Annotated in this window: 23 protein-coding genes and 1 pseudogene; 19 read left to right on the forward strand and 5 right to left on the reverse strand. The window is 60.0% G+C overall.

The genetic code is table 11. The annotated features are described in order from the left end of the window. The first annotated feature begins 371 nt into the window (after positions 1–371). The 4 genes and pseudogenes from ACPYOI_RS13295 to ACPYOI_RS13310 form a co-directional block, all read left to right on the forward strand. A complete protein-coding gene (locus tag ACPYOI_RS13295; RefSeq protein ID WP_481416808.1) occupies positions 372–614 on the forward strand; it encodes a hypothetical protein in 243 nt (80 codons plus the stop codon). Positions 615–1,299: 685 nt separating this feature from the next. Then, positions 1,300–1,704 carry a hypothetical protein gene (locus ACPYOI_RS13300; RefSeq protein WP_481422937.1) on the forward strand — a complete coding sequence of 135 codons (405 nt, stop codon included), beginning with the start codon at positions 1,300–1,302 and terminating at the stop codon, positions 1,702–1,704. Positions 1,705–1,753: 49 nt separating this feature from the next. Further along, positions 1,754–1,852, forward strand: a complete 99-nt coding sequence (locus ACPYOI_RS13305) for a DUF2200 family protein (RefSeq protein WP_481416810.1) — start codon at positions 1,754–1,756, stop codon at positions 1,850–1,852. Positions 1,853–1,860: 8 nt separating this feature from the next. Next, positions 1,861–2,151, forward strand: a pseudogene (locus tag ACPYOI_RS13310) (hypothetical protein); the annotation flags it as partial. A 50-nt stretch (positions 2,152–2,201) separates the two neighbouring features. Here ACPYOI_RS13310 and ACPYOI_RS13315 read toward each other — a convergent pair. Next, on the reverse strand, positions 2,202–3,161 hold the full coding sequence (locus ACPYOI_RS13315) for a LysR family transcriptional regulator (RefSeq protein WP_481416811.1): 960 nt from the start codon (positions 3,159–3,161) through the stop codon (positions 2,202–2,204). Positions 3,162–3,517: 356 nt separating this feature from the next. Here ACPYOI_RS13315 and ACPYOI_RS13320 point away from each other — a divergent pair, with 356 nt between their 5' ends. From ACPYOI_RS13320 to ACPYOI_RS13355, 8 genes are all read left to right on the forward strand, one after another. Then, a complete protein-coding gene (locus ACPYOI_RS13320) occupies positions 3,518–4,381 on the forward strand; it encodes an NAD(P)-dependent oxidoreductase (protein ID WP_481416812.1) in 864 nt (287 codons plus the stop codon). 42 nt (positions 4,382–4,423) lie between these two features. Next, positions 4,424–5,548 (forward strand): mandelate racemase/muconate lactonizing enzyme family protein, encoded by a 1,125-nt coding sequence (locus tag ACPYOI_RS13325; RefSeq protein ID WP_481422938.1) that lies wholly within the window; start codon positions 4,424–4,426, stop codon positions 5,546–5,548. 5 nt (positions 5,549–5,553) lie between these two features. Further along, positions 5,554–6,756: a thiolase family protein gene (locus ACPYOI_RS13330; protein ID WP_481416814.1), complete on the forward strand. Its 1,203-nt coding sequence runs from the start codon at positions 5,554–5,556 to the stop codon at positions 6,754–6,756. Then, positions 6,753–7,214, forward strand: a complete 462-nt coding sequence (locus ACPYOI_RS13335) for a Zn-ribbon domain-containing OB-fold protein (RefSeq protein ID WP_481416815.1) — start codon at positions 6,753–6,755, stop codon at positions 7,212–7,214. The genes ACPYOI_RS13330 and ACPYOI_RS13335 overlap by 4 nt, the downstream gene beginning before the upstream one ends. A gap of 12 nt (positions 7,215–7,226) precedes the next feature. Continuing rightward, positions 7,227–9,395 carry an acetate--CoA ligase family protein gene (locus tag ACPYOI_RS13340; RefSeq protein ID WP_481416816.1) on the forward strand — a complete coding sequence of 723 codons (2,169 nt, stop codon included), beginning with the start codon at positions 7,227–7,229 and terminating at the stop codon, positions 9,393–9,395. Further along, positions 9,361–10,455 (forward strand): ABC transporter substrate-binding protein, encoded by a 1,095-nt coding sequence (locus ACPYOI_RS13345; protein ID WP_481416817.1) that lies wholly within the window; start codon positions 9,361–9,363, stop codon positions 10,453–10,455. Before ACPYOI_RS13340 ends, ACPYOI_RS13345 begins: the two co-directional genes overlap by 35 nt. 106 nt (positions 10,456–10,561) lie before the next feature. Beyond that, positions 10,562–12,250, forward strand: a complete 1,689-nt coding sequence (locus tag ACPYOI_RS13350) for an ABC transporter permease (RefSeq protein WP_481416818.1) — start codon at positions 10,562–10,564, stop codon at positions 12,248–12,250. 23 nt (positions 12,251–12,273) lie between these two features. Then, positions 12,274–13,389: an ABC transporter ATP-binding protein gene (locus ACPYOI_RS13355; protein ID WP_481416819.1), complete on the forward strand. Its 1,116-nt coding sequence runs from the start codon at positions 12,274–12,276 to the stop codon at positions 13,387–13,389. A 245-nt stretch (positions 13,390–13,634) separates the two neighbouring features. Here the strand turns inward: ACPYOI_RS13355 and ACPYOI_RS13360 are convergent, their stop codons facing one another. Beyond that, positions 13,635–14,567 (reverse strand): NADP-dependent oxidoreductase, encoded by a 933-nt coding sequence (locus tag ACPYOI_RS13360; RefSeq protein WP_481416820.1) that lies wholly within the window; start codon positions 14,565–14,567, stop codon positions 13,635–13,637. Between the two features lie 266 nt (positions 14,568–14,833). Here ACPYOI_RS13360 and ACPYOI_RS13365 point away from each other — a divergent pair, with 266 nt between their 5' ends. The 7 genes from ACPYOI_RS13365 (at position 14,834) to ACPYOI_RS13395 (ending at position 21,775) form a co-directional block, all read left to right on the forward strand. Then, entirely contained in the window at positions 14,834–15,556 is a 723-nt protein-coding gene (locus ACPYOI_RS13365) for a FadR/GntR family transcriptional regulator (RefSeq protein ID WP_481416821.1), read from the forward strand. After that, positions 15,553–16,719 (forward strand): PLP-dependent transferase, encoded by a 1,167-nt coding sequence (locus ACPYOI_RS13370; RefSeq protein WP_481416822.1) that lies wholly within the window; start codon positions 15,553–15,555, stop codon positions 16,717–16,719. The genes ACPYOI_RS13365 and ACPYOI_RS13370 overlap by 4 nt, the downstream gene beginning before the upstream one ends. 38 nt (positions 16,720–16,757) lie before the next feature. After that, on the forward strand, positions 16,758–18,017 hold the full coding sequence (locus ACPYOI_RS13375; RefSeq protein ID WP_481422939.1) for an ABC transporter substrate-binding protein: 1,260 nt from the start codon (positions 16,758–16,760) through the stop codon (positions 18,015–18,017). Positions 18,018–18,235: 218 nt separating this feature from the next. Next, complete coding sequence (locus tag ACPYOI_RS13380) at positions 18,236–19,168, forward strand: carbohydrate ABC transporter permease (RefSeq protein ID WP_481416824.1); 933 nt, start codon at positions 18,236–18,238, stop codon at positions 19,166–19,168. A 4-nt stretch (positions 19,169–19,172) separates the two neighbouring features. After that, on the forward strand, positions 19,173–20,003 hold the full coding sequence (locus ACPYOI_RS13385; RefSeq protein WP_168832149.1) for a carbohydrate ABC transporter permease: 831 nt from the start codon (positions 19,173–19,175) through the stop codon (positions 20,001–20,003). Positions 20,004–20,007: 4 nt separating this feature from the next. Next, positions 20,008–21,066: an ABC transporter ATP-binding protein gene (locus tag ACPYOI_RS13390; RefSeq protein WP_481416825.1), complete on the forward strand. Its 1,059-nt coding sequence runs from the start codon at positions 20,008–20,010 to the stop codon at positions 21,064–21,066. 70 nt (positions 21,067–21,136) lie between these two features. After that, positions 21,137–21,775 carry a class I SAM-dependent methyltransferase gene (locus ACPYOI_RS13395; protein ID WP_481416826.1) on the forward strand — a complete coding sequence of 213 codons (639 nt, stop codon included), beginning with the start codon at positions 21,137–21,139 and terminating at the stop codon, positions 21,773–21,775. A 21-nt stretch (positions 21,776–21,796) separates the two neighbouring features. Here the strand turns inward: ACPYOI_RS13395 and ACPYOI_RS13400 are convergent, their stop codons facing one another. From ACPYOI_RS13400 to ACPYOI_RS13410, 3 genes are all read right to left on the reverse strand, one after another. After that, positions 21,797–22,834 carry an MBL fold metallo-hydrolase gene (locus ACPYOI_RS13400; protein WP_481416827.1) on the reverse strand — a complete coding sequence of 346 codons (1,038 nt, stop codon included), beginning with the start codon at positions 22,832–22,834 and terminating at the stop codon, positions 21,797–21,799. Between the two features lie 48 nt (positions 22,835–22,882). Further along, complete coding sequence (locus tag ACPYOI_RS13405) at positions 22,883–23,545, reverse strand: peroxiredoxin (RefSeq protein WP_481416828.1); 663 nt, start codon at positions 23,543–23,545, stop codon at positions 22,883–22,885. 160 nt (positions 23,546–23,705) lie between these two features. Next, complete coding sequence (locus tag ACPYOI_RS13410) at positions 23,706–24,749, reverse strand: sulfate/molybdate ABC transporter ATP-binding protein (RefSeq protein WP_481416829.1); 1,044 nt, start codon at positions 24,747–24,749, stop codon at positions 23,706–23,708. Positions 24,750–24,757 lie beyond the last annotated feature (8 nt).

Consider the following 24,757-nt stretch of genomic DNA (forward strand, 5'->3'; position numbering starts at 1 on the left):
GTGGGAGGGACGATCATATGGACCGTGTAAGGCATGGGCGTCGCCGACAAGTTTACTGGATTCCGGCTCTTTAGACCGTGCACGACCATCGAAGATGCTATTTTAAAGCGACCTCGCGCGCCAAAATTAATCGATAAACATAACATCGATTTGCGGTCGTCCGGGGTTACGAGGGCGTTACCCAAAGGGTTGAGCGCCGAAACGGCAACAAAAACAAATGGCTCGTTCGTTCATAATTGTTCGTTATGCACCGGAATCGAATTCATAGGCTTGCGGTTCGTGTCCCTTCAAGAGCGAGCGTTGCAGAAATGTCGGAAAACTGATGGGCGCCGGTTCATCTCTTTACGGCGTCCCTCTTAAGGGGGCATCCGGTGACCGAAGACGTGACGCGTTGGAAGAGGAAGGCATCGGCGCGCACGGTGATCGGCATTGGAGGTAGGGCCCTCGGCATCATTTATGCCGGAAAGCGCATCGTCCCGGTCGTCACAGGGCGACAGCGCAATTCTATTCGTCGCAGCGGCGGATCCTTCAACCGCGCTGCAACGGGCGAGCAGTTCTACCGGTCGCAAACGCGGGTCGACCTGGTGACCCATCTATCCTGGCGTTCGCTATAATATTGCTCTCTCTTGGTGCGGCAGGATGCCTTCTGCGCCCGGTCACGGTCGCTATAATAACGAGGGTGGTACCGCGAGTAGCCGTGATAGCCGGGACCGACATAGACCCCCGCTTGGTCCAACCCGAAAAACGGTCTCAGCGAGCGTTGGAGCTGCGGTACCGGTCAATGCAGTAATGACGGCTGCGATTACGAGCTTTCTCATGTTCATCTCCAAAGATCCGATTTGTTTTAGACGGGTTGCCTCCGGCATCAGCGCGGCTACCACAGTGGACAATCAGAAGCTTTTCATTGTTCTTTCCGCACGTTTTAGTTGGAGGATCAACGAAGGAGAAGAGGAAACGGTTCCACGCTTTGACTTCAGTCCGAAGGGGGCGGGACGATCGTCTGGTAGCGATAGTCGTTCATCCCGATAGCGCGCAGGGACGTTGGAACGAAGTGGGAGTTGCGGGTGGAAGCGAGCACTCAATTCGGGCCGCTGATGAATATTTGTTGATGCTGGTAACCGCAGCGATGATAGCCTCCGCACTGGGTATCTCCCATCCAGACTAGACTCCGAGATCAGATTGTCAGACGTTATTCTCAAGGCCAAGTCTTAGCACGATAGCTGACTAGGGCTTGGACCCGTAAAGCGCGCAGCCACAGACGGATGCGAGCTTGAGGGAAGGATTAGCTGGGAGGCGCCCATGCTCAAGATATTCGGCGCGGTCGGATCGGGCTCAATTCCGATCGAGGCCATGCTGACGCTTCTCGCAATTCCCCACGAGGTGATCGAGGCGGTCACGTGGGAGGACGAAGCGGCGCGCAAGCGGGTCGAGATGGTCAATCCGTTGCGCCAGGTCCCGGTGCTGCCGTCCGGCGAGATCAACGTGATGCCGGTACCGGGAATACCGGTCGAGGCCTTCATCCAAACCGGAGAGCGAACCGCGCCGATCTCTCTGAGAAAGCCGCTCATGGATCAGGTCGCATCGCGTCCAGGAAGGAGTGACTCAGTTGCGTTTCTCCAAGCACAGCGCGGAGCTACTTTGGTCAGTCTTGCAGCCGTCGGTTCGCATCCCTTAAAGAGCGGCATACGTTGGACCTTGATCTGAGCTGTCCTAGGTCGGGGGATATCTTCAACGTCTAGGAGATTGCATGACAATGCATCGCATATATTCAGTCGGCGTCGCGATCGTCTATCCCCACTATATCGCTAAAGCGGAGAAGAACGGGCGCACGAAGGTGGAGGTAATGAAATAATCTGTCGGCTGACGGGGTACAGCCGAGAGACGCTGGATGATCAGGCGGCAAAGAACACCAATTTTCGATTTCCGCTCAGCCTGCGACTTGTCGAGGAAATACTGTTGGAGCGTGGGTTGTCGTCTCGTATGAACGATCCGCCGATGGGGCTGCAAATTCGGCCCGGGCTACGCAAAGCAACTGCGCCGCAAGAAGCCCTCGCGACGGACATCTGGCATCTCGGCGAAGTGGTGATTTCCATCGGCGGCCGTAAGCACTGGCTGTGGTGCGTCCTCAGAGAATTCGTTGACTGCCGCAAGTATCAACTCCAGCCCGGCATCGGGATTAGTACAGCCGGACGCTTGAGAGATCAGCTTTCGGCCACTGACCAAACCGACGACGTCGGCGCAAAATCATCAGTGCCGCTGCGTGTGGCCGCAATGATCTCCTTGATCAGAGCCTGGCTTGCCACGGGGATGGATACGTCCGATCTGAAGATCAGGCCCACCTTTTGCGGTGGAACGAGCTTGTGAATGTCGAGATGGTTCGACAGATCCACTTCGACAAGCGAGCCGGTCTTCAATTCCAGGCGAATTGCGTCCTGGCGCACCAAGCCGATAAACTCGCTTCTCTGCAGCACATTCTTGACGAACATCGGCGAACCGCTCCTAAGCAGCGACCGGTTGAAGTCGGTACCGACGAGGTTACGCAAGGCGCCTTCGAGGTCGCGATTGCCGGTAAGGACCACCCAGGGATACTTGGCCAATTCGCTGACTTCGACCGAATGGCCGTCGAGCAGGGGATGGCCGGCGCGGACCGCGAGGATCATCGAATCGAGATAAAGCTCGCGCTGCTCGATGTCGCGCGGCAGGTCTTCCGCATCGAAGAGCGTCGCGATCAGGAAATCGAGATCGCCGAGCAAAAGGGGGCGAATCAAGTCGCTGCGGGTACCGTTGGCAATGTTGACGGTGATGCACCGCGCTTCGGTCACAAGGCGCAGAATGGCGAAGGCAAGCGTGCGGCTATCGGGGCCAAGCGGCGCTCCGACATTGATCTCTCCGGATCCGAGCGTTCGGATCGCCTCGATATCGCTCTCCATCTTGCGGGTTTCCGCTGCAATGCGCCGCGCATGGTCGAAGACCGTCTCTCCGAATGAGGTGAGGGTGATCCCGCGGGGGCCGCGGTCGAGCAGAGGCACACCAAGCGCATATTCCAGCATCTGGATGCTTTTCGACAGTGCCGGCTGGGACAGGTTCAGGCGTTGTGCAGCCTTGTTGAGGCTGCCCAGTTCCGCGACTGCGAGAAAACGGCTGACCGAACGCAGATCCATATTTCACCTCCCTGAGAAACTGGATTTGACAGCCGCCGAGTTATAACTTTTAGCTTGAACGCTATCAAATCATTCTTCTTGATTTTAGAACTTCGGGATCGCAGTCTTTCATCATTCCCGGCGGTCAAGGAGTAGGTTCCGCAAGGGAAGGCCGAAGCAAAGGCCCTTTTGGGACGAGCATTCTTCAATGCCGTGAGGAGACGGCGTTAAGGGATCTCAGCCTCGGTCAAGGAGGAGCTTTCCCGGAGAGGATCCGGTTTCATTTTTTATTTGCCGGATCATGGTCGGCCATAGGAGGCGCTTGCGCTGCCTCCGACGATATCGGCTGGCCTGTTGCGGGCGATGGGAGGATTGCGATGTCGGTCAGGGTTGGATTCGTAGGCGTCGGTGCGATGGGGCTCTCCATGGCCTCGCATGTATTGAAGACAGGTTTTGCCGTTGCGGCCTACGATCTCAATGCGGAATGTCTCGACGCGGCTTCGTCCGCGGGCATAACGTCGGCCAGGAATCTTGGCGATCTTGCGACGATGGCCGATGTCTTCGTTGCAGTCGTTGCGACCGACAACCAGTCAAGCAGCGTCACGAAGGAGCTTGCCCCGCTCGTCAAGAAGGGATCGGTGATTGCGATTGCGGCGACCAACAATCCGGGCACCATGCATGAACTCGGCAAGTATTGCGACGGATATGGCGTCCGCCTCATTGACGCTCCTGTTGTCTACGGTCTCGACGGCGCCCGCGAGGGTACGCTTCTGTCGCTTTGCGGCGGCCGCGATGAGGACGTCGAGATGGCCCGCCCGGTGCTGATGAGCTACAGCCGCGATGTGCTGCATGTCGGCGAGCTTGGCTCCGGCCAGCTCGCTAAGGCCTGCAACAACCTGCTGCACTGGATCCATTGCATCGGAAATTACGAAGCCCTGCTGCTTGCCAAGCGCTATGGCGTCGATGCCCAGCGTATGCGCGAAGTCCTGCTGAAGAGCCCTGGTTATAACAATACCCTGGAGCGCTGGGACGGAACCCGCTTCACCTGGCAGGAGAAGGACATGGACGTTGTCCTCGACCTTGCTCAGGCCGGCGGGCTGGTGTTGCCGCTCAGCGGTCAGACGGACCAACTGATCAAGCTGCTTTCCGCAACGGACGTGCGCGACCTGCTCTACGGGGCAGAGGCAAGTTATCTCGGGCGACGCGTGGCTCCCATCAACCGCCAGGCCGGGGCAGTCTGACATTCCGCTCTGCCGAAACCACCTGCAGCGAGAGCATTCTCCATGGAAATCACAGCATTCGATATCGAGCCGGTGATCCTGAAGAAGGAGGATCCGGAGTGGAAATTCGCACTCGGCGCCAATCCGAATACGGAAGGGGTCGTCCTGCGCATCGCCACGGCTGATGCAGAGGGTTTCGGTTATGCCTCGGCGACGGCCCATATGGGATCGATTCAGTCGACGCTGGTCGCCGAACTCGACCATTTTCGATCTTTGGTGATCGGCAACCGCGCCGACGAGATCGGCGCGATCATGCAGCACCTCGACAGGCGGCTGCGCGGTGCGCCACAGGCCAAGGCGGCTGTCGATTGCGCCTTGCATGACCTTCTTGCACGCAGTCTCGGCATCCCGCTCATCACCCTGCTTGGCGGCAAGATCAGAAACGAGGTGCCGATTTTGCGCATCCTCGCCATCAAGACGCCGGAGCAGATGGCCGTCCAGGCGCGGCGCCTGGTCGACGAAGGCTATCACTACCTGAAGATCAAGGTGCACGGAGAGGTCGAGGAAGATGTCGCGCGTGTCGCCGCGATCCGGGCCGAGGTTGGGCCTACCGTGCATCTGACCATCGATGCCAATCAATCCTATTCCCCGAAGGATGCGGTACGCGCCATCCTCCAGATGGTCGATCACGGGATCGAACTCGTCGAACAGCCAGTTCCTGCCGGGGATGTCGAGGGCCTGTCGCTCGTGACCAAGATGGTTCCCATTGCCGTCGAGGCCGACGAAGCGGCAGGCTCTCTCGCCGAAATCTACGAGCTGGTCAGCAACCGGCGCGTTGATGCCGTCAGTCTGAAGATCCCGAAGCTCGGCGGCATCCGCAATACGCTGGCGGCAGCCGCACTCTGCGAGCAGGCCGGTATCCGCTACCGCATGGGAGCGGCGGTGGGCAGCAGGCTGCTTTCCTCCTTCGCCATTCATCTCGCCTGCGCCATGCCCGGCGCAGACTATGCCTGCGAGCTCGGCGAGTTCGAGAGGTTGCTTGGCGATCCCTTCACCGGCCTCTCCGTCGAGAAAGGCGTATTGCGGCTCCCGCCCGGTCCGGGAAGCGGCGTCCGCAAGATCAATACTGGTCGCGCCGAAGACGCGGCGAGAGAAGATTCCGAAGCATTGATGATGACGAAAGGATGACTGAGGTGGGAAAACACGCATCTTCCGGGAAATACGCGATCGTCGGTCTCGGCGTCGTTGCCGGCCAGCAGCCGGATCATTCCGAGCGCATGATCGCGGCCGAAGCGACGAGGCTGGCGATCGCCGACGCAGGGCTGACGAGGACCGATATCGGCGGCGCGATCGATCTGAGGCGCACGGGCGGCGGCGGCGACCGGGCTAGCTACTCCGATGCCTTCACCCGCGTGCTCGGTATCAAGAACAACTTCTATTTCACCTGCGGACGCGGCGGTGCGCTGGCCGGTCTCGGCATGGCGGCGGCCATGTCCTATCTCGACCGCGGCATTGCCGATTATGTCGTGCTGACAGGCGCGGTGACCGACTGGTCGCAATCGCAAGAGACCCGCAAGAAGGGGTTCCGCGGCATGGCACATACCGAAAAGCGTGGCTACTGGGGCAAGCCGCTCGGCGATTCCCGCGCCGTCAGCCATCATAGCTGGATGGCCGCCCGCCACATGGCCGTCTACGGAACGACAAGCGCCCAGCTCGGTGCTATTTCCGTCGCCGAACGCCAATGGGCCTGCATGAATCCGGAAGCCAAGATGCATGGCCGTCCGATCACGATCGAGGATCACCAGAACTCCCCGCTGGTCGCGGAACCCTATCACCTGCTCGACTTGAGCCAGGTTTCGGACGGCGGCATCTCCTTCATTCTGACGACCGCCGACCGCGCCAAGGATTGCGCCAAGGCTCCTGTCTATGTGCTTGGCCAGGGCTTCGGCGAAGTCTCCGCCGACCTGTGGTGGGAGAAGAAGAACTTCACCCATATGGCTGTCGAACCGGCAAAGAAGCAGGCCTTTAGCCAGGCCGACATCACGCTCGCGGATATCGATTGCGCCCAGCTCTATGACTGCTTCACGGCAGAGGTGCTCTTCCAGCTGGAAGATTACGGCTGGTGCAAGAAGGGCGAGGGCGGAGCGTTCGTCGCTGACGGCCATATGGCGCCGGGCGGCTCGATCCCTGTCAATACGAGCGGCGGCCTGCTCTCCTGCTACCATCTCGGCGATCTGACAGGCCTTGCCGAGGCCGTCCGGCAGCTTCGCGGCGAAGCCGGCGAGCGCCAGATCGACGACTGCGACATCGTCATGACCACCGGACATGGCGGCGAGCTTGTTTCGCCCGGCATGTGCTCAATCCACACCTGCACGCTGCTCGGGAGGCACGCATGAACGTCAAGCTGGAATCCTTTACCGTCGATCTGGAATGGAAGAAGCCCTATCCGAGCATCGACCACGACAATGAACCCTTCTGGGATGGCCTGAAAGAGCACAAACTGCTCGTCTGGAAGTGCAAGCAGTGCAGCGCGGTTTACTGGCCGAAGGCTTACTGCCAAAACCACGATAACGAGCCCTTCGCCGCAAACTGTGAATGGACTGAGGCGTCCGGGCGCGGCAAGATCTTTGCCTTCAACATCCATCACTGGGCGTTCCACCCGGGCTTCAAAGAGGAAATTCCCTATACCTATGCTCTGATCGAACTCGACGAAGGGCCGCTGATCAGCTCCCAGCTCCTGGGCGACAATCTGCCGACCGACATCCACAATGTCGGCCAGACGGTGGAGGTCGTCTATGAAGATCATCCGGCGCAGGGCTTTACGCTCCCGAAATTCCGTATCGTGAGTGAATAGGAAAGAGCGACGATGATCGGCCAGAGCCATTCCCTTCCGACCAGCAGCCTGCTTGCGCCTCGCTCCGTCGCTTTTGTCGGCGTGTCCGCGAAAGGCGGCGCCGGCACCAAGATGCTGAATTCGCTGCTTCGCTCCGGGTTCGGGGGCAAGATCTGGCCGGTCAACGCCAATGCCGCCGAAATTGCGGGTGTTCCGTGCGTGCCGAATCTCGACGCGCTGCCCGGTATCCCCGACTGCATCGTCATTTCCATCCCGGCGGAGAGCGTGCTCGCGGTCGTGGAGGAAGCCGCATCGATCGGCATCCGCGCGGCTCTCATCGTTTCCGAAGGCTTTGCCGATGACGGCACTGCTGAAGGCAAGGCGCGGCAGGAACGCCTCGTCGCGATCGCCAAGGCCTCGGGCATGGCGATTGCCGGGCCGAACTGCATGGGAATTGCAAGCCTCGGCCATGGCTTTGCGACGACGATGGCTGATATCCCCGAAAAGCTGGGGGCCGGCGGCATATCGCTCGTCTCCCAGAGCGGCGGCCTGCTCAACGCCGTCGCCGAGCTCAGCGCCAATCGCGGCGTCGGAATGAACTATCTGATTTCGATTGGCAACCAGGCCGTGCTCGATCTTGCGGATTATATCGACTTCCTGGCCGATGATCCGAAGACCAGCGTGATCGCCTGCATCATGGAAGGCGCCAAGGATGGACGGCGCTTCCGTGCAGCTGTCGAACGGGCCTCCAGGATCAAGCCCCTGGTCATCCTGAAGCTCGGAAAGAGTGCTGCCGGGCAGGCGGCAACCTTCGCGCATACCGGCACGCTTGCTGGCAAGCATGAAGCCTATGAAGCCCTGTTTTGCGCAAACGGCGTCGCGTCGGTGATGAGCCTCGATGAGCTGGTGGAGACAGCTGCGCTTCTAGCAACGGCACCTTTGCCGAAGGGAGATCGTGTCTGCTTGCTCACCGTCTCCGGTGGCGCCACCTCGCTGATCAGCGATCTTGCGGAGCGCGCAGGCGTGAATTTCGGCCGGATCGACGATGAGACGAACCGGCGCGTCGGCGAGGCACTCGGCGTATCGCGCCATTTCGGAAATCCTCTCGATACGGTCGGCATGCCGCGGCTGCGCCGCGACGGCGCGATCGAAGGCGTTGTCGGCGCGCTGCTCGACAATACGGAGATCGACGTCATCGGCCTTGTGCTCGGCATGCGAATGGAAGGCGCCGAAAATCATGACAAGCTCGTTGGCCGGATGGCCGATATGGCCAGGACGGCCGGCAAGCCGCTGCTCGTGCTCTCCTTCATCTCGAACAGCCTGACCGGGCATTGGCGCGGCTATGCGAGCGCACAAGGTCTGCCGCTGGTGGAAGACGTCGAACTCGGCCTGCGTGCCATCCGCCACCTCACGGACTACGCTACCTTCCGCGGCAGCATGCCCATTACCGAGAGCCCGCCGAAAATCGCCAGCGTAGTCGGCAAGACAAGCACACGTGGCGTTTTGAGCGAAGCCGACAGCAAGGAGATCCTTGGCAAAGCCGGCCTTCCGGTCACGCGCGAATATCTCGCAGCCACGATCGCGGAAGCAAAGACGCTGGCCGAGAAGATTGGCGGTCCGGTCGCGCTCAAGGTTCAGTCGCGCGACATCCCGCATAAATCGGATGTCGGCGGCGTCCATCTCGGCGCCACCGCCGAGGATGCAGAAATTATGTCAGCCAAGATCTTGAAGAGTGCCAGAACCGCCTGTCCGGAAGCTGCCATCGACGGTATCCTCGTGCAGGAAATGGTTGATGAAGGCGCGGAGTTCATTATCGGGATGACGTATGACGAGCAGTTCGGCCCTCTTGTCGTCGTAGGAGGCGGCGGTGTGATGGTCGAGGTGTTCAAGGATGCGAGCGTCGGTCTAGCTCCGCTTACACGCCACCAGGCAACGGAAATGGTTGCCAGGCTCAAGGTTGCCGTCCAGCTTGACGGTTTCCGCGGTGCTCCCCCGCTCGACAGAGATGCCCTGATCGATTGTCTCGTCGCATTCTCGAACTTCGTGGCCGCAACCGACGGCCAGTTCGAGGCGATCGATCTCAATCCCGTTTTCGTTCGCAGCCGGGGGAAGGGCGTGAAGATAGCGGACGCCCTCATCATCACTAGAGGTCCGTGGGAGGAATATAATGAACAGACGGAGTCGCATTACGCATTTAGTTAGTGTCCTTGCAATTCTCCCGCTCGCGGCGGGATTGGCAACGCCGGTATGGGCGCAAACGCAGGAGGAAATTCTGCACTATACCGGAGCTGACCGCGAAAAAATCCTGGCCGACGGTGCCGCAAAGGAAGGCGAGCTCGTCGTCTATTCGGCGATGATCGTCGATCAGGCGCTGCAGCCGCTTGCCGATGCCTTCATGAAGAAATATCCGTCTGTGACGCTCACTTATTGGCGCGGTGACTCGGAAGACATCGCGCAACGCGTCCTTGCCGAAGAGCGGGCCAAGAACGTGGTGGTCGACGTGGTCGAAGGCACGAGCGTCAGTGAAAATCTCATCAAGGCGAATGTCGTTCAGACCTTCAGCTCGCCCATGCTGGAGCAATATCCGGAATCCTACCGCGATCCCGATCACCTCTGGGCCGCAACGCGTGTCAGCTACTACTGCATGGCCTACAACACCGACATGGTGAAGGCCGAAGATGTGCCGAAGAGCTATGACGATCTCCTCAATCCGAAATGGAAAGGCCAGATCGCCTGGCGCATCGGTAGTGAAAGCGGCACGCCGCTCTTCATCACCAATCTTCGGTCCGCCTGGGGCGAGGATAAGGCGGAAGATTATCTGAAGAAGCTTTCCGGCGAGAAGATCGTCAACTTCGGCGCCGGCAGTGCCCGCACGCTGGTCGATCGCGTGATTGCCGGCGAATATGCGATGGCGCTCAACATCTTCTGTCACCATCCGCTGATCAGTGCCGCCGACGGCGCACCGGTGGCATCGCAGTTGATGAGCCCGGTTGCCTCGACGACGGCAACTCTTTTGATACCGAAGAATATCCGCCACCCCTATGGCGCGGCGCTCTTCACCGATTTCCTGCTATCGGAAGACGGCCAGAAGATCCTACTCGGTGCGGATTATTTCCCGGCCCATCCGAAGGTGCTGCCGTCCAAGATGCTGCAGGCGATCGTGCCCCATGCGGCCGGCTTTGACGAAAACCTCGTCCGCCCGGAAACGCTCGTCAACGACGGCATTCGATCCGACGAACTCTATCAGAAATATTTCCGATAATCCGAGGAGGCCGCCACCTGTGTGGCGGCCTCCGTGACCGGCAATAATCGAGAAAGTTCAAGGCGATATGAAAACGCTCCAACTCACTGCAGCAACGATGCCGACAATGAAGAAGATCACCTTCTCGCCCATTGTATTGATCCTCGCTGCCATTCTGCTCATCGTCATCGTTCCGCCGGCCGCCTATCTGGTCGCCTCCAGTTTCTATACGACGAATTTCGACGCTTCATTTGATCAGTTCACGTTCCAGTTCTTTGCCGACCTCGTCCAGAACCCGTATTTCCTGCGTAGCCTGCTGCATACGGCGATCTATTCACTCGGCTCGGCGGTCGTCGGTATCGTGCTTGGTACCGTTCTTGCGATCATCGTGGAGCGGACCGATACGCCCGGCCGCAAATATGCCTTTCTCGGCGCCGTCATCTCGCTTGCCATTCCGCATGTGCTCTATACGGTCGCCTGGCTGCTGATCCTCGGCAAGTCGGGTCCCTTCAACCAGATCCTGAAGGCAATTTTTGGCGCCTCCGCACCGGTCTTCGACGTCTATTCCCTGCCGGGCATGATCCTCATCGAAGGCGTCGGCTTCGTGCCGCTGACATTCCTGATGATGTCGGCGATCCTGCGCTCCACGGATGCCGCCTTCGAGGAAGCATCGATGATGAGCGGCGCCGGGCCGGTCGCGACTTTCTGGAAGATCACGCTCAGAATGGGCATGCCAGGCGTACTGGCCCTATTGCTGCTGAGCTTCATCCGCGCCTTCGAATCCTTCGAAGTGCCGGCGATCGTCGGCCTGGCAGGCAACATCGAAGTTTTGACCACGAGCATCTACCAGAGCTCGCGGGCAACGACGCCGCCGAATTTCGGACAGGCAGGCGCTTATTCAGTCTGTCTCTTCGCCTTCCTCGCCTGCCTTCTCTATTTCTATGGACGGCTGTCCCGGCATGCGCACCGCTACCAGACGATTACGGGCAAGGGCTATCGGCCGCGCGTCATTCATCTCGGTCGCAGCCGGTATATCAGCACACTTTTGCTCGTCGCCATCCTGCTCCTCGTCATCGGCCTGCCGCTTGCCATCATCGTCTTCGCCTCGTTCAAGCCCTTCTTTGGCGCCTTCACGCTGGCGAGCTTTTCGCATTGGACGCTGAAAAACTACACGACCGTCGTCGGCCCGGGACTTGTGCGCTCGACCCTTATCAATACGCTGAGCCTTGGAGTCGTCACCGCAAGCATCGTCGTTCCCTTTACAGCTCTCTGCGCCTGGCTGGCGGCCCGGCGCAAGCCAGCCGCCTGGGTTCTCGACCAGCTTGCCACCGCGCCGCTGACCTTTCCCTCGATCGTCATGGGCGTCGCCTTCCTGCAAGTGTTCGTCAACCTTCCCTTTCCGTTCTACGGCACGCTAACCTCGGTCATCCTGGCATCCACCGTCGCTTACCTGCCTTATGGAATGCGTTATGCCTATGCAGGCGTATTGCAGATCCATTCGGACCTTGAGGAAGCCTCGACGGCCTCCGGCGCGCCGCAGATGCGGACCTTCATCAAGATCGTCTTCCCGCTGCTGTCCGCCTCGATGATCAGCTGCTGGCTGTTCGTTTTCCTGCTGGCCGTACGGGCGATGTCCCTGCCGTTGCTGCTGGTCGGGCCGGGAAGCTCGCTCGTCTCCGTCAGCCTGTTCGATCTCTGGCAGAACGGCCAAGTGACGGAGCTCGCCGCCATGGGCACCGTCTGGGTCGCTCTGATGACCTGCGTCAGCGGATGTTTCTATCTGGTGGCGCGCCGCTATCGCATCGTCGCCGCTTAAGCCAATTCCAGGGAGGTGGAATCATGCTCAGAGTTGCCAATCTCGTAAAGCAATACATCAACGAAACTGGGGAACGAAAAGGCGGCGTGTCGAATGTCAGCTTCGACGTCAAGGAAGGCGAGCTATTCACCCTTCTTGGCCCGTCCGGCTGCGGCAAGACGACGACGCTTCGCTCGATCGCCGGCCTCGAACATCCGGAAAGCGGGCAGATCCAGCTCGACGGCCGCGACCTCTTCGACAGCCGTTCGGACATACAGCTGCCGATGTATGAACGCGATATCGGCATGGTCTTCCAGTCCTATGCGATCTGGCCGCATATGAACGTCTTCGAAAATGCGGCCTATCCTCTGCGGACGCGTCGCAATGGCCATGTTTCGCGCGAGGACATCGAAACTCGGGTCATGCGGTCGCTCGAAATGGTCGGCCTGGCGGAATATCGCAACCGATCGGCGACGAAGCTGTCCGGTGGCCAGCAGCAGCGTCTGGCACTTGCCCGCGCACTGGTCCGCGAGCCGAAGCTCCTCCTGCTCGACGAACCGCTCAGCAATCTCGATGCGCTGCTTCGCGAACAGATGCGCGCGGAAATCAAGCGGCTACAGAGTGAATGGGGCGTGACGACAATCTACGTGACCCACGACCAGAGCGAGGCGATGGCGCTGTCCGACCGCGTCGCGGTGCTCAACAACGGCATGATCGCACAGATGGGTACGCCGTTCGACATCTATGACAGGCCACGATCGGAATTTGTCGCAAATTTCATTGGCAGGACCAACCTCCTCAGAGGCCGGCTCGCGAGCCGGGTGAGGGCAGGCGATATCGCGCCCGTCGATACGTCGATCGGTTCGATAAGGTGCATGTTTTCTTCAGGCATGCCGGCTGGCAACCAGATCTCCTTCGTCATCCGTCCGGAAAACGTTCAGCTCCATACAGCCGAAGGAGCGCCCGCAGATGCCGTGCCCAACTGCATCGACGGTTTCGTGCGCAACAAGGTCTTCCTCGGGGAGGTCGCTGAATATTCGATCGATATCAGCGGCGGTCTCAATATGATCGCCCGCACGCATCCCTCGATCAGCCTGAACCGCGGTGACAGGGTGCGCGCGTCGTTCCCGGAAAATAAGGTGATTGCGATTTGTAGCTAGATCGGACACTTCGGCCGCGGGAATATCACGCAATTCAAAGGGCCCCTCCAGCGGCCATTGTTATGTTGTTCCGCAGGCTGATGCCGCAGATACTGCTTCGCTGGCCGCCGGCGGCAACGGTCGGATGTCGTCCTGACCCCGGTCGAAGCCCATTTCGAGAGGGAGACAACTTCCATCGATCGCCGTCGCCGCTATCGTACTCGTCCGAAGGATCCATGCGGGTATTTAGCCGCCCGGCGTTTAATTCAGTCGCGAACCTTGAGAATGATCTTTCCCTTTGGGCGCGGGCGTTGGCCCTCGAGCATCTCATGCGCTGCAACGGCCTCCGAGAGGCGAAGGACCAAGCCGACGTTCTGACGGAGTTCTCCGTTATCGATCGCAGCCGCGATGTCGACGAGGTCCGCAGTGTTGACGGCGACAAGGAAGAAGAACGCCTCGACGCCGGCAGACTTTGCAAGTTCCTGATCAGGTTGAGAAACGGCCGAAACCAGCTTGCCGCCGCGCTTCAGCACACCAAAGGATCTGGTTTGAGTGTCGCCCCCAACCAGATCGATGACGGCGTCCACATTGTTGACGCTGTCCTCGAAGCGTTCCCGCTTGTAATCGACGACCTTATCGGCGCCTAGCTCCTTCACACGGTCCACATCGTCGCTGGCCGCTGTCGCTATGACATTCAGATTGGCCTTCCGGGCGAACTGCACGGCGTAGGCACCGACGCTGCCTGCTGCGCCGTGGATCAACACGCTATCGCCTGCCTTGAGCTTACCATGCTGGAACAAAGCCTGGCGTGCCGTGACGGCAATCACTGGAACGGATGCAGCCTCGACATGGTCGATTGTCGTCGGTTTCCGCGCAACCATTCCTGCCGCCGCAATGGCATATTCGGCGTAGGCACCAATGAAACGCGGATTGGTGACGCCGTAGACATCGTCGCCCGGTTTTACGCTGGTGACGTTAGGCCCGATGGCTTCGACCACGCCGGAAAGATCCGATCCTAAGGTGAGGGGCAGGGGCTGCGGCAATGCGCTCTTGCCCGATCGGATCCAGCCGTCCCAAGGGCCGACACCGGCCGCGAAGACCTTGATGAGAATCTCGTTTTGACCCGGTAAGGGTTTCTCGAGCACCTCCGCGCGGATGATCTTCGGCGGCCCGAACTCGTGCACGGTATATGCGGTCATCACCGCATCAGAAGATCTCTCGATGTTCTTGCTATCCCCGGTGGGGTTCATTTGGATGATCCCTTCTTGTCGCGATCGATGCATCGATCTTAGAGGTTGCTCATGCCGCCGTCGATGAAGAACCGCATTGGTTCGATCAGGGGGCAGTCAGGAAGATTTTAAAGTGCGCCGCTACTGACTGGCAACTGGCCTTGACGGTTTCCAATCTTTCCGAAATGCTAAGATGTCAGACCAATTCTGGGTCTGCCGGAGGAGAATGGGGGAGTATGAAGGCAAATGTCAGCGACAGGCCGTTGATCAGGCCGCTTCCGGCGATAGATCGCGCGCGCCAGGTCACCGACGCGCTCGCCCACTATGTCGAGGACGCGAAATTGCAGGCCGGCGACAAGCTGCCGGCGGAGCGCGAGCTGATGGCCGCCCTTGCTGTCGGGCGCTCGACCATTCGCGAAGCAATCCGCCACTTTCAGGCGCTTGGCGTCATCGAGACCCGCAAAGGAAGCGGCACCTATTTGCTGAAGCCCGTTTCGGCGGCAACCATCCACGTGCCGCTTTCCTTCGAGGGTGCCAATCTGCGCGATGCCTTGCTGCAGACGCTGGAGGTTCGGCGCGGGATCGAATGCGAGGCCGCCATGGTCGCGGCCCGCAAGCGGACGGCGAGAGACCTCATCGTTATCGAGGAAAAACTCGGGGAGATGGAGCGCGTTCATCACGCGAAAGGCGCCTCTGGTCCGGAAGATCTTGCTTTCCACATGGCCGTATATGACGCCACGCATAACCCGCTGTTCGGACAGCTACTGGAACAGATGCGTGAAACCTTCATGCGCTTCTGGAGCCACCCGTTCGACCGGCAGGATTTTGCCCGCCGGTCCTTCCCGTTTCACCGCACGCTTTTCAACGCCATCGCTGCCCAGGACACTGAAGCGGCGCGGCGCGAAACATTAAAGATCCTCGACGTTGTCGAGGAAGACATCAAGGAAATGTCCAGATGACTGACGGCCTCGAACCGTTCGAACTCGCTTCGCTGATCACCGCGCATGACGAAGGCAACTTCGCCGAAGCGGTGGTTCCGCCAATTTTTCAGACATCGCTTTTCACCTTCTCCGATTACGACGACATGATCGCCTCCTATCGCGGCGAAAAGGTACGGCCGATCTATACGCGCGGGCTCAATCCGACGGTGCGCATGTTCGAGGAGATGCTGGCAAAGCTCGAAGGTGCGGAAGACGCGCTCGGCTTTGCAAGCGGCATGGCCGCGATCTCGTCCGCCGTCTTGAGCTTCGTCGAGCCGGGCGACCGGATCGTCGCGGTCAAGCACGTCTATCCCGATGCCTTCCGCCTGTTCGGCACGATCCTGAAGCGGATGAAGGTCGAGGTGACCTATGTCGACGGCCGTGACGAGGAGGCGGTGGCCAGAGCGCTGCCGGGTGCCAAGGTCTTCTATATGGAGAGCCCGACGAGCTGGGTGATGGAAGCCCATGATGTCGGCGCGCTTGCGGCGCTTGCGAAGCGGCATGGTGTCGTTACCATGATCGACAACAGTTGGGCGAGCCCCTTCTTCCAGCGCCCCGTCACGCTGGGCGTCGATCTCGTCATTCATTCGGCATCGAAATATCTCGGCGGTCACAGCGACGTCGTCGCCGGAGTGGTTGCGGGCTCGAAAGAGATGATCGCCCGGGTCAAGGCGGAGGCCTATCCTTATCTCGGCGGCAAGCTTTCGCCTTTCGATGCATGGCTTCTGATCCGCGGGCTGCGTACCCTTCCGATCCGCATGAAGGCGCATGAGGCAGCGGCGATGACGATTGCTCAGCGCCTGCAGGCGCTGGATGTGGTGGAGCAGGTCTGCCATCCGGGCCTAACCAACCGTCTGCCCGCAGGTCTCAACGGCACGTCGGGCCTTTTCTCCTTCATATTCCGCGAAGGCGTTGACGTACGCACCTTCGCCGATCACCTCAAGCTCTTCAAACTGGGCGTGAGCTGGGGTGGACATGAAAGCCTGATCGTACCGGGCGAGGTTGTGCTTCAGCAGAAAGCGCAGCCGAATTCCGCGCATGCCTTCGGCATCAATCCGCGGTCCGTACGCCTCCATGTGGGCCTCGAAGGAACCGAGGCGCTGTGGAGGGACATCGAAGAGGCGATTGCCGCCGCTTCATAATCTTCAACCGAGAGGAACACCAAAAAGGGGAACCGAGCATGAAAAGACTGATAACCGCAACCCTCTTCGCCACGATGATGGCGGGCACCGCCTTTGCCGATACGACACTCAAGCTCGTCGAGGTGATCACCAGCCCGGAGCGAACCGAGACGCTGAAGTCGATCGTCGGCAAGTTCGAGGCGGCAAATCCCGGTACGAAGGTCGAGATCATTTCACTGCCGTGGAACGAAGCTTTTCAGAAATTCGCGACGATGGTTTCGGCCGGCGACGTGCCGGACGTGATGGAAATGCCCGACACCTGGTTGTCGCTCTACGGCAACAACGGCATGCTCGAGAGTCTCGAGCCTTATCTGGAAAAGTGGGAGCACACGAAGGAACTGACGCCGCGGGCGCTTGAACTCGGCCGTGACGTGAAGAACACCGCCTACATGCTGCCGTACGGCTTCTATCTGCGCGCCATGTTCTACAACAAGAAGCTTCTGCAGGAGGCTGGCGTTGCCGAACCGCCGAAGACGCTGGAAGAATTCACCAAGGCTTCCGAGGCTGTCTCCAAGATCCCTGGCAAATACGGCTACTGCCTGCGCGGCGGCCCGGGCGGTCTGAACGGCTGGATGATTTTCGCCGCGTCGATGGCTGGCGACAACAAGTACTTCAAGGATGACGGCACCTCGACCATGAACAGCGAAGGCTGGGCGAAGGGCATCGAGTGGATGGTCGACCTCTACAAGAAGGGTTATGCGCCGAAGGACAGCGTCAACTGGGGCTTCAACGAAGTGGTTGCCGGCTTCTATTCCGGCACCTGCGCCTTCCTTGATCAGGATCCGGATGCGCTGATCGCCATTGCCGACCGCATGAAGAAGGAAGACTTCGGCGTAGCACCGCTGCCGAAGGGACCGGACGGCAAGTCCTTCCCGACCATCGGTTACGGCGGCTGGTCGATGTTCACGACGAGCCAGAACAAGGACCTTTCCTGGAAGCTGATCGCCACGCTCGAAGGCCCGGAAGGCAACCTCGAGTGGAACAAGAAAATTGGCGCTCTGCCCGCCTATACGGCTGCGGAGAAGGATCCCTTCTATGCAGGGGATCAGTTTAAGGGCTGGTTCCAGGAACTCGCCGACAAGAACACAGTTCCGACGGTGATGCCGACCTACCTCGAAGAATTCGCCTTCTTCAAGGATTCGCTGGCGATCAAGACCTCGCAGCAGGCGCTGCTCGGCGACATCTTGCCGAAGGATCTTGCCGACCAGTGGGCCGATTACCTGACGAAGGCGCAGCAGAAGTTCCTGGCCAAGAAGTAGGCGGAAACGGGGGCTTCAGAGACTGCAGCCCCCTCATCCCCGGTGCAACTTGTTGCACCTGACCTGCCTACACCTTCTCCCCGCTGGGGAGAAGGGACTCGCGGTGACTACGGCAATTTCCCTCTTCTCCCCAGCGGGGAGAAGGTGGCCCGAAGGGTCGGATGAGGGGGTTGCACTGCGCCGAGCAATCTAGAACTAAACACGAAAGCCGCTCACCGATGACTATGACCGCCGAAACGCTGGATGGGCGTCACGACCGCAGGCCGTGGCTGAAGCGCCTTGCCGATGCCTCGGAACCCTATCTCTACAGCGCCCCCTCGCTGATCCTGATCATCGCGGTGATGCTTGTGCCGTTGGTGGTGGGGATTTCCTATGCGTTTCGCGATATCCAGCTCCTGAACCCGTTTTCCGGCGGGTTCATCGGGCTTGAGCATTTCCGCGTGCTTTCGAAGGACGCGGCCTTTTACGGCGCTCTCAGGAATACGCTCTGGTGGACCGGGGCCTCGGTCATCCTGCAGTTCGTCTTCGGACTCATCCTGGCGCTGCTGCTTGACAAGCCGTTCTGGGGCAGGGGCATCGTGCAGGCGCTGGTTTTCCTGCCCTGGGCGGTCCCCTCCTTCCTTGCCGGCCTCAACTGGGCGTGGCTCTTTAATCCGGTGATCGGGCCGATCCCGCACTGGCTCTTCGGCCTTGGCCTGATGAGCGAGCCGGGCAATATCCTCTCCGATCCGCAGTATGCAATGTGGGGCCCGATCATCGCCAATGTCTGGTGGGGCATCCCGTTCTTCGCGATCACGCTGCTCGCCGCCCTTCAGGCGATCCCGCGCGATCTCTACGAGGCCGCCTCGATCGATGGAGCCGGCTGGTTCCAGCGCTTCAGCTCGATCACGCTCCCGTTTCTGGCGCCAACGATTGCCATCACCGTGTTGCTGCGCACCGTCTGGGTTTCAAATTTCGCCGACCTGATCGTCGTCATGACAGGCGGCGGACCGGCGGACAGGACGCAGATCGTCGCCAGCTACATCTTCACCCAGGCGTTCAGAGCGCTCGATTTCGGTTACGCCTCGGCTATCGCTCTGGTGCTGCTCGCGCTGCTGCTCGCCTATTCAATGCTGATCATCCTGCTGCGGCAGACCCTGCTGAAGGATTGAGGCCATGAGACGATCCATCATTCCGACCATTGCGCATCGGCTGGCGCTCCTCTGCTACATCGCCTTCGCGCTCTTTCCACTCTTCTGGCTGCTGAAAGTCTCGGTGACGCCGAACGATCTGCTCTACACCGAAGGTGTGCGCATGTGGCCCTCGCGTACGACATGGGACCATTATGCTTTCGTGCTTCAGCACAGCGCATTCCCGACCTTCTTCAAGAACAGCCTGATCGTGTCGGCCTCGACCGCGATCGCGGTGACGTTCTGCGCCTCGCTTTCCGGTTACGCGCTGTCGCGCTTCAATTTCCGGGCGAAATACTGGATCGTGGCACTGATGCTGCTGACGCAGATGTTTCCGCTGGTCATGCTCGTTGCCCCGATCTTCAAGATCCTCTCGCCCCTGCACCTGACGAACAGCCTGACCGGCCTCGTCGTCGTTTATACGGCCTTCAACGTGCCCTTCGCGACCTTTCTGATGCAGTCCTTCTTCGACGGCATTCCGAAGGATCTGGAAGAGGCGGCGATGATCGACGGAGCGACACAATTCACTGCCTTCCGGCAGATCATCCTGCCGCTGACGCTGCCCGGGATTGCGGCGACACTCGGTTTCGTTTTCACGGCGGCATGGAGCGAACTGCTCTTCGCGCTCATGCTGATCAACGGAAATGACGCAGCAACCTTCCCGGTGGGGCTGCTCACCTTCGTTTCGAAATTCTCCGTGGATTTCGGGCAGATGATGGCAGCTGGCTGCTTGGCGCTCATTCCCGCCGGCCTCTTCTTCCTGCTCATCCAACGGTATCTCGTCCAGGGCCTGACGGCCGGCGCGGTCAAAGGGTAATCACATGGCATCGATCGATATCAGGAACATCAAGAAAGCTTACGGCCATGTGCAGGTGCTGCATGATGTCGACCTGCGCATCAAGGACGGCGAGTTCGTGGTTCTCGTCGGCCCATCGGGCTGCGGGAAATCGACGTTGCTGCGCATGATTGCGGGACTGGAGGACGTCACCGGTGGTGAAATCCGCATTGCCGGCAACCGGGTCAACGAGTTGCACCCGAAGGATCGCGACATCGCCATGGTGTTCCAGTCCTACGCGCTCTATCCGCATATGAATGTCGCCGGCAACATGAGCTACAGCCTGAAGCTTCGGAAGACGGCGAAGGAAAAGATCGCAAGCGCCGTCGCGAATGCGGCCTCGAAGCTCGGTCTCGATCCATTGCTCGAACGCCGGCCGAAAGCGCTATCGGGCGGCCAGCGCCAGCGTGTCGCGATGGGCCGAGCGATTGTGCGCCAGCCGAAGGCGTTCCTTTTCGACGAACCGCTCTCGAACCTCGATGCCCGCCTGCGCGAACAGATGCGCGCGGAAATCAAAAAACTGCACGGCGACCTGAAAGCGACTTCGATTTACGTCACCCACGACCAGATCGAAGCGATGACGCTGGCAGACCGGATTGTCGCGATGCATGGCGGCGTGGTCCAGCAGGTCGGCAGCCCTCTGGAGCTTTATGATCGCCCCGCCAATCTGTTCGTCGCCGGCTTTATCGGTTCCCCGGGCATGAACTTCCTCGACGCGACCTATGAGAACGGCGGCGTGAAGCTGAAGGACGGCACGGTGGTCCCGCTTACCGCGCCCTTGTCTGTCGCCAATGGATCAAAGGTGACGCTCGGCATCCGGCCGGAACATGTGGTCATGTCTTCGAATGGCACTGGCATGAGCGCCGATGTCGAACTCGTCGAACCAACAGGCTTCGGCATCATCCTGCATCTTTCGTTGCATGGTCTGCCGTTCAAGGTCTTCACGCTGAACCGCGAGGCACTGACCGCCGGGCCGCAAGTCAGTGTTTCCTTCCCGGCCCAGAACCTGCATGTGTTCGATGGCGAAGGGAACAGGGCCGGGTGATTTCATCAGGAAGCGTCGGTGATCCGCAGTTCGCCCGTGCTAAACTTGCTTGCTGAGCCGAGGTGATTTCATGACCGCGACCGACCGCCAGGCGCATTGGGAAAATGTTTACACCACCAAGGCAGCGACCGAGGTGAGTTGGTATGAGGCCACCCCCGAGCTGTCGCTCGCCCTGATGCGCGAGGCCGGGCTGACGCCGGAAATGTCGGTCATCGACATCGGCGGCGGCGCGTCGCGGCTGGTTGATGCTCTGGAGGCCGTCGGGCAGGCTCACGTGAGCGTCCTCGACCTCTCCGCCGCAGCCCTCGAAACGGCAAAGTCGCGGCTGGCGGACGCCGAACGGGTGCAGTGGATCGTCTCGGATGTGACCGCCTGGACGCCCGACCGCCAGTATGATTTCTGGCATGACCGCGCCGCCTTTCACTTCCTGACGTCGCAGCCGGATCAGCGCGCCTATGTTCGTGTGCTGTCTCAGGCCCTCAAAGAAGGCGGCAAGGCCGTGATTGGCACCTTTGCGCTCGACGGCCCGGAGAAGTGCAGCGGCTTGCCGGTTGCCCGTCACGATGCCGAAAGCCTTCAGGCGGTCCTCGGCAGACAGTTCAAGCTCATCAGGACGCAGCAGCACGAACACATAACCCCATGGGGGGCGGTGCAGAAGTTTCAGTTCAGCACGTTCGAGAAGGTTGCTAACGCGGACTTGCTTGCGTAGGGCCAGGGTCAAGACCGCCGCTTACCGGATCAGCGGTCCGTCCGCCTTTTTCCAGGCGTCGATGCCGCCTTCGATGTGACAGGCGCCCGTCAAGCCGGCGTCCTGGGCGGCCTGCACGGCCATCGCCGAGCGCTCGCCGAAGGCGCAGTAAAAGACGATCCGCTTGCCGGTCGCGGCTGCCAGTTCGTGCAGCATGCCGCCGAGGCTGATGTTTTCCTGTAAATCCGGATAGGGGGCGTGAATCGAGCCGGGGATAGTTCCGTGTTTTTCCCGTTCTGCCCTCTCGCGGAGGTCGATGATTGCAATGTCGGAGCGGCCGTGTAGTGCCAGCGCCTCGGTTGCGGAAACCGCCCAGCCTCTTCGCGCGATCTCGTCCTGATGAAGGCCGATATGAACGTTGGCCGGCACAGCCACATCCATCATCTTCGGGTTGGGAAGGTGCAGGTTGTTCATGAGGTTGACATACTCGTCCACGGAGCTGACCCGCAGGCGCGGATTGAAGAGCTTCTCCTCGCCGATGGTGGAAACGGTGTCGCCCTTGTAGTCGTGCGCCGGATAGACGAGCGTTTCGTCCGGCAATTTGAGGAGCTTGTTGAAGATGGAGTCATATTGCTGGCGCGGGTTGCCATTCTGGAAATCCGTGCGGCCCGTTCCGCGAATGAGCAGCGTGTCGCCTGTGAACACGCGGCCATTCATGAGAAAAGAATAGGAATCGTCCGTATGGCCTGGCGTATAGAGCACATCGAGGCTCAGTCCCTCGATCGCGACTCTGTCGCCCTCGGCCACGCGCATGGAAACGACATCGGCAGCCGTCTGCTCGCCCATCACGGTGATGCAGTGGGTGCGGTCACGCAGCGCACCCAACCCGGTAATATGGTCGGCGTGCAAATGGGTGTCCACGGCTTTGACCAGTTTGAGATCAAGCTCCTCGACGAGCTTGAGGTAACGGTCGACCTTCTCGAGTACGGGATCGATGATGAGCGCCTCACCGCCCTGCCGGCTGGCGATGAGGTAGGTGTAGGTGCCGGACACGCTGTCGAAGAGCTGGCGGAAGATCATCGGCACCTCCCTTTCACAAATTGTTTCGCGGGTTCCCGGATGTCCTTATCAGCTTTCCGGCTGCGGAACGATCCGGATATAGGGCTTCGGCGCGTTCCATCCGTTAGGATATATCGTTCTGGCTTCGTCGTCGCTCACCGAACCGGCGATGATCACGTCCTCGCCCTGCTTCCAGTTCACCGGAGTCGCGACCCGGTGCTTGGCGGTCAGCTGCAGCGAGTCGATCACACGCAGGACTTCATCGAAATTACGGCCGGTCGTCATCGGATAGACGAGGATCAACTTGATCTTCTTGTCCGGGCCAACGACTAAGACGTTGCGCACGGTCTGATTGTCGGCCGGGGTGCGCTGGGTTGGATCGCCAGAGACCGCTGCAGGCAGCATGCCATAGAGCTTCGACACATTATAATCTGTGTCGGCGATCATCGGGAAGTTCGGGGCGATGCCCTGTGTCTCCTTGATGTCGTCAGCCCAGCCGGAATGACGGTCGAGAGGATCAACCGACAGGCCGATGATCTTTACCCCACGCCTGTCGAATTCGGGCTTGATCTTCGCCATGTAGCCCAGCTCTGTGGTGCACACCGGCGTGAAATCCTTGGGGTGCGAAAACAGGACTGCCCAGGAATTGCCGATCCAGTCGTGAAACCGGATCCTGCCTTCCGTCGTTGCTGCCTCAAAATCGGGTGCGGTATCGTTGATTGCGAGAGACATAGCCCCCTCCCACCTGGCATCTGGTTGCCAAAACGTTGCCTTGTACGTTTATTCTACATTTTACTAATTTAGGCAACGCGAAATCAATGGCGCAAGCTCCGCTCCCGAACGCTTCCTCAATGATGCTTGCACTTCCAGCCAGTTACCCTTCAGGCGTGCGTCACGCGCTCCTGAACAGCTTCCAGCGGGTCGGACGGAACGCGATCCGGTTGCGGTCGAGACTGTCGACCTGCGCGGGCGGCAGTTCCAGCTCGATCGAAGGATGTCCCTTGCCGATGTCGACCTCGATATGCCGGGTTCCGGCCACGCGGCGGCTGGAGACCAGCAGGCCGGCAATGCAGCCGCCGCAGCCGTCGCGCAGTTCGATATCGTGCGGGCGGAAATAGAGTTGCGCATCGCCCTCCGGCTCGTTTCCAGTCTTCAGGCCAAGCGGGCGATCTTCAAACCAGATATCGCCCCCGGCGACGCGCACTTTCAGACAGTTCGACTGACCGACGAAACCGAAGACGAAGGGCGAATTCGGATTGTCGTAGACCTGGTCCGGCGTGCCGACCTGTTCGATCGCGCCCTGGCTCATGACGACGACACGGTCGGCAAGCTCCATCGCCTCGTCCTGGTCGTGCGTGACGAAGACCGTTGTATGGCCGGTGCGGTCATGGATTTCGCGAAGCCACTTACGGAGATCCTTGCGGACTTGGGCATCCAGCGCCCCGAAGGGTTCGTCGAGAAGCAGCACGTTGGGCTCGACCGCCAGGGCGCGAGCGAGCGCGACGCGCTGGCGCTGGCCGCCTGAGAGCTGGGCCGGGTAGCGTTTCTCGAGGCCGGAAAGCTGCACGAGGTCGAGCAGTTCCAGCGCGCGGCTGCGGATCTCGGCCTTCGATGGGCGGCGTGCGGCATCGCGCACCTTAAGTCCGAAACCAATGTTGTCGAGAACCGTCATGTAGCGGAAGAGGGCGTAGTGCTGGAACACGAAGCCGATATTGCGCTGCTGCACGGTCTTCTTCGAAGCATCTTCGTCGCCGAAGTAGATCAGACCTTCGGTCGGGCTTTCGAGGCCGGCGATCAGGCGCAGCAATGTCGTCTTGCCGGAACCGGATGGCCCGAGCAGTGCGATCAGTTCGCCGGAGCGGATATTCAATGAAACATCATGCAACGCCGGAAAGCGGTCGAATTCCTTGCGCAAGTTTTGGACGCGAACTTCCATTCTATTTC

The organism is Rhizobium sp. SVR5-2C (genome assembly GCF_056755115.1).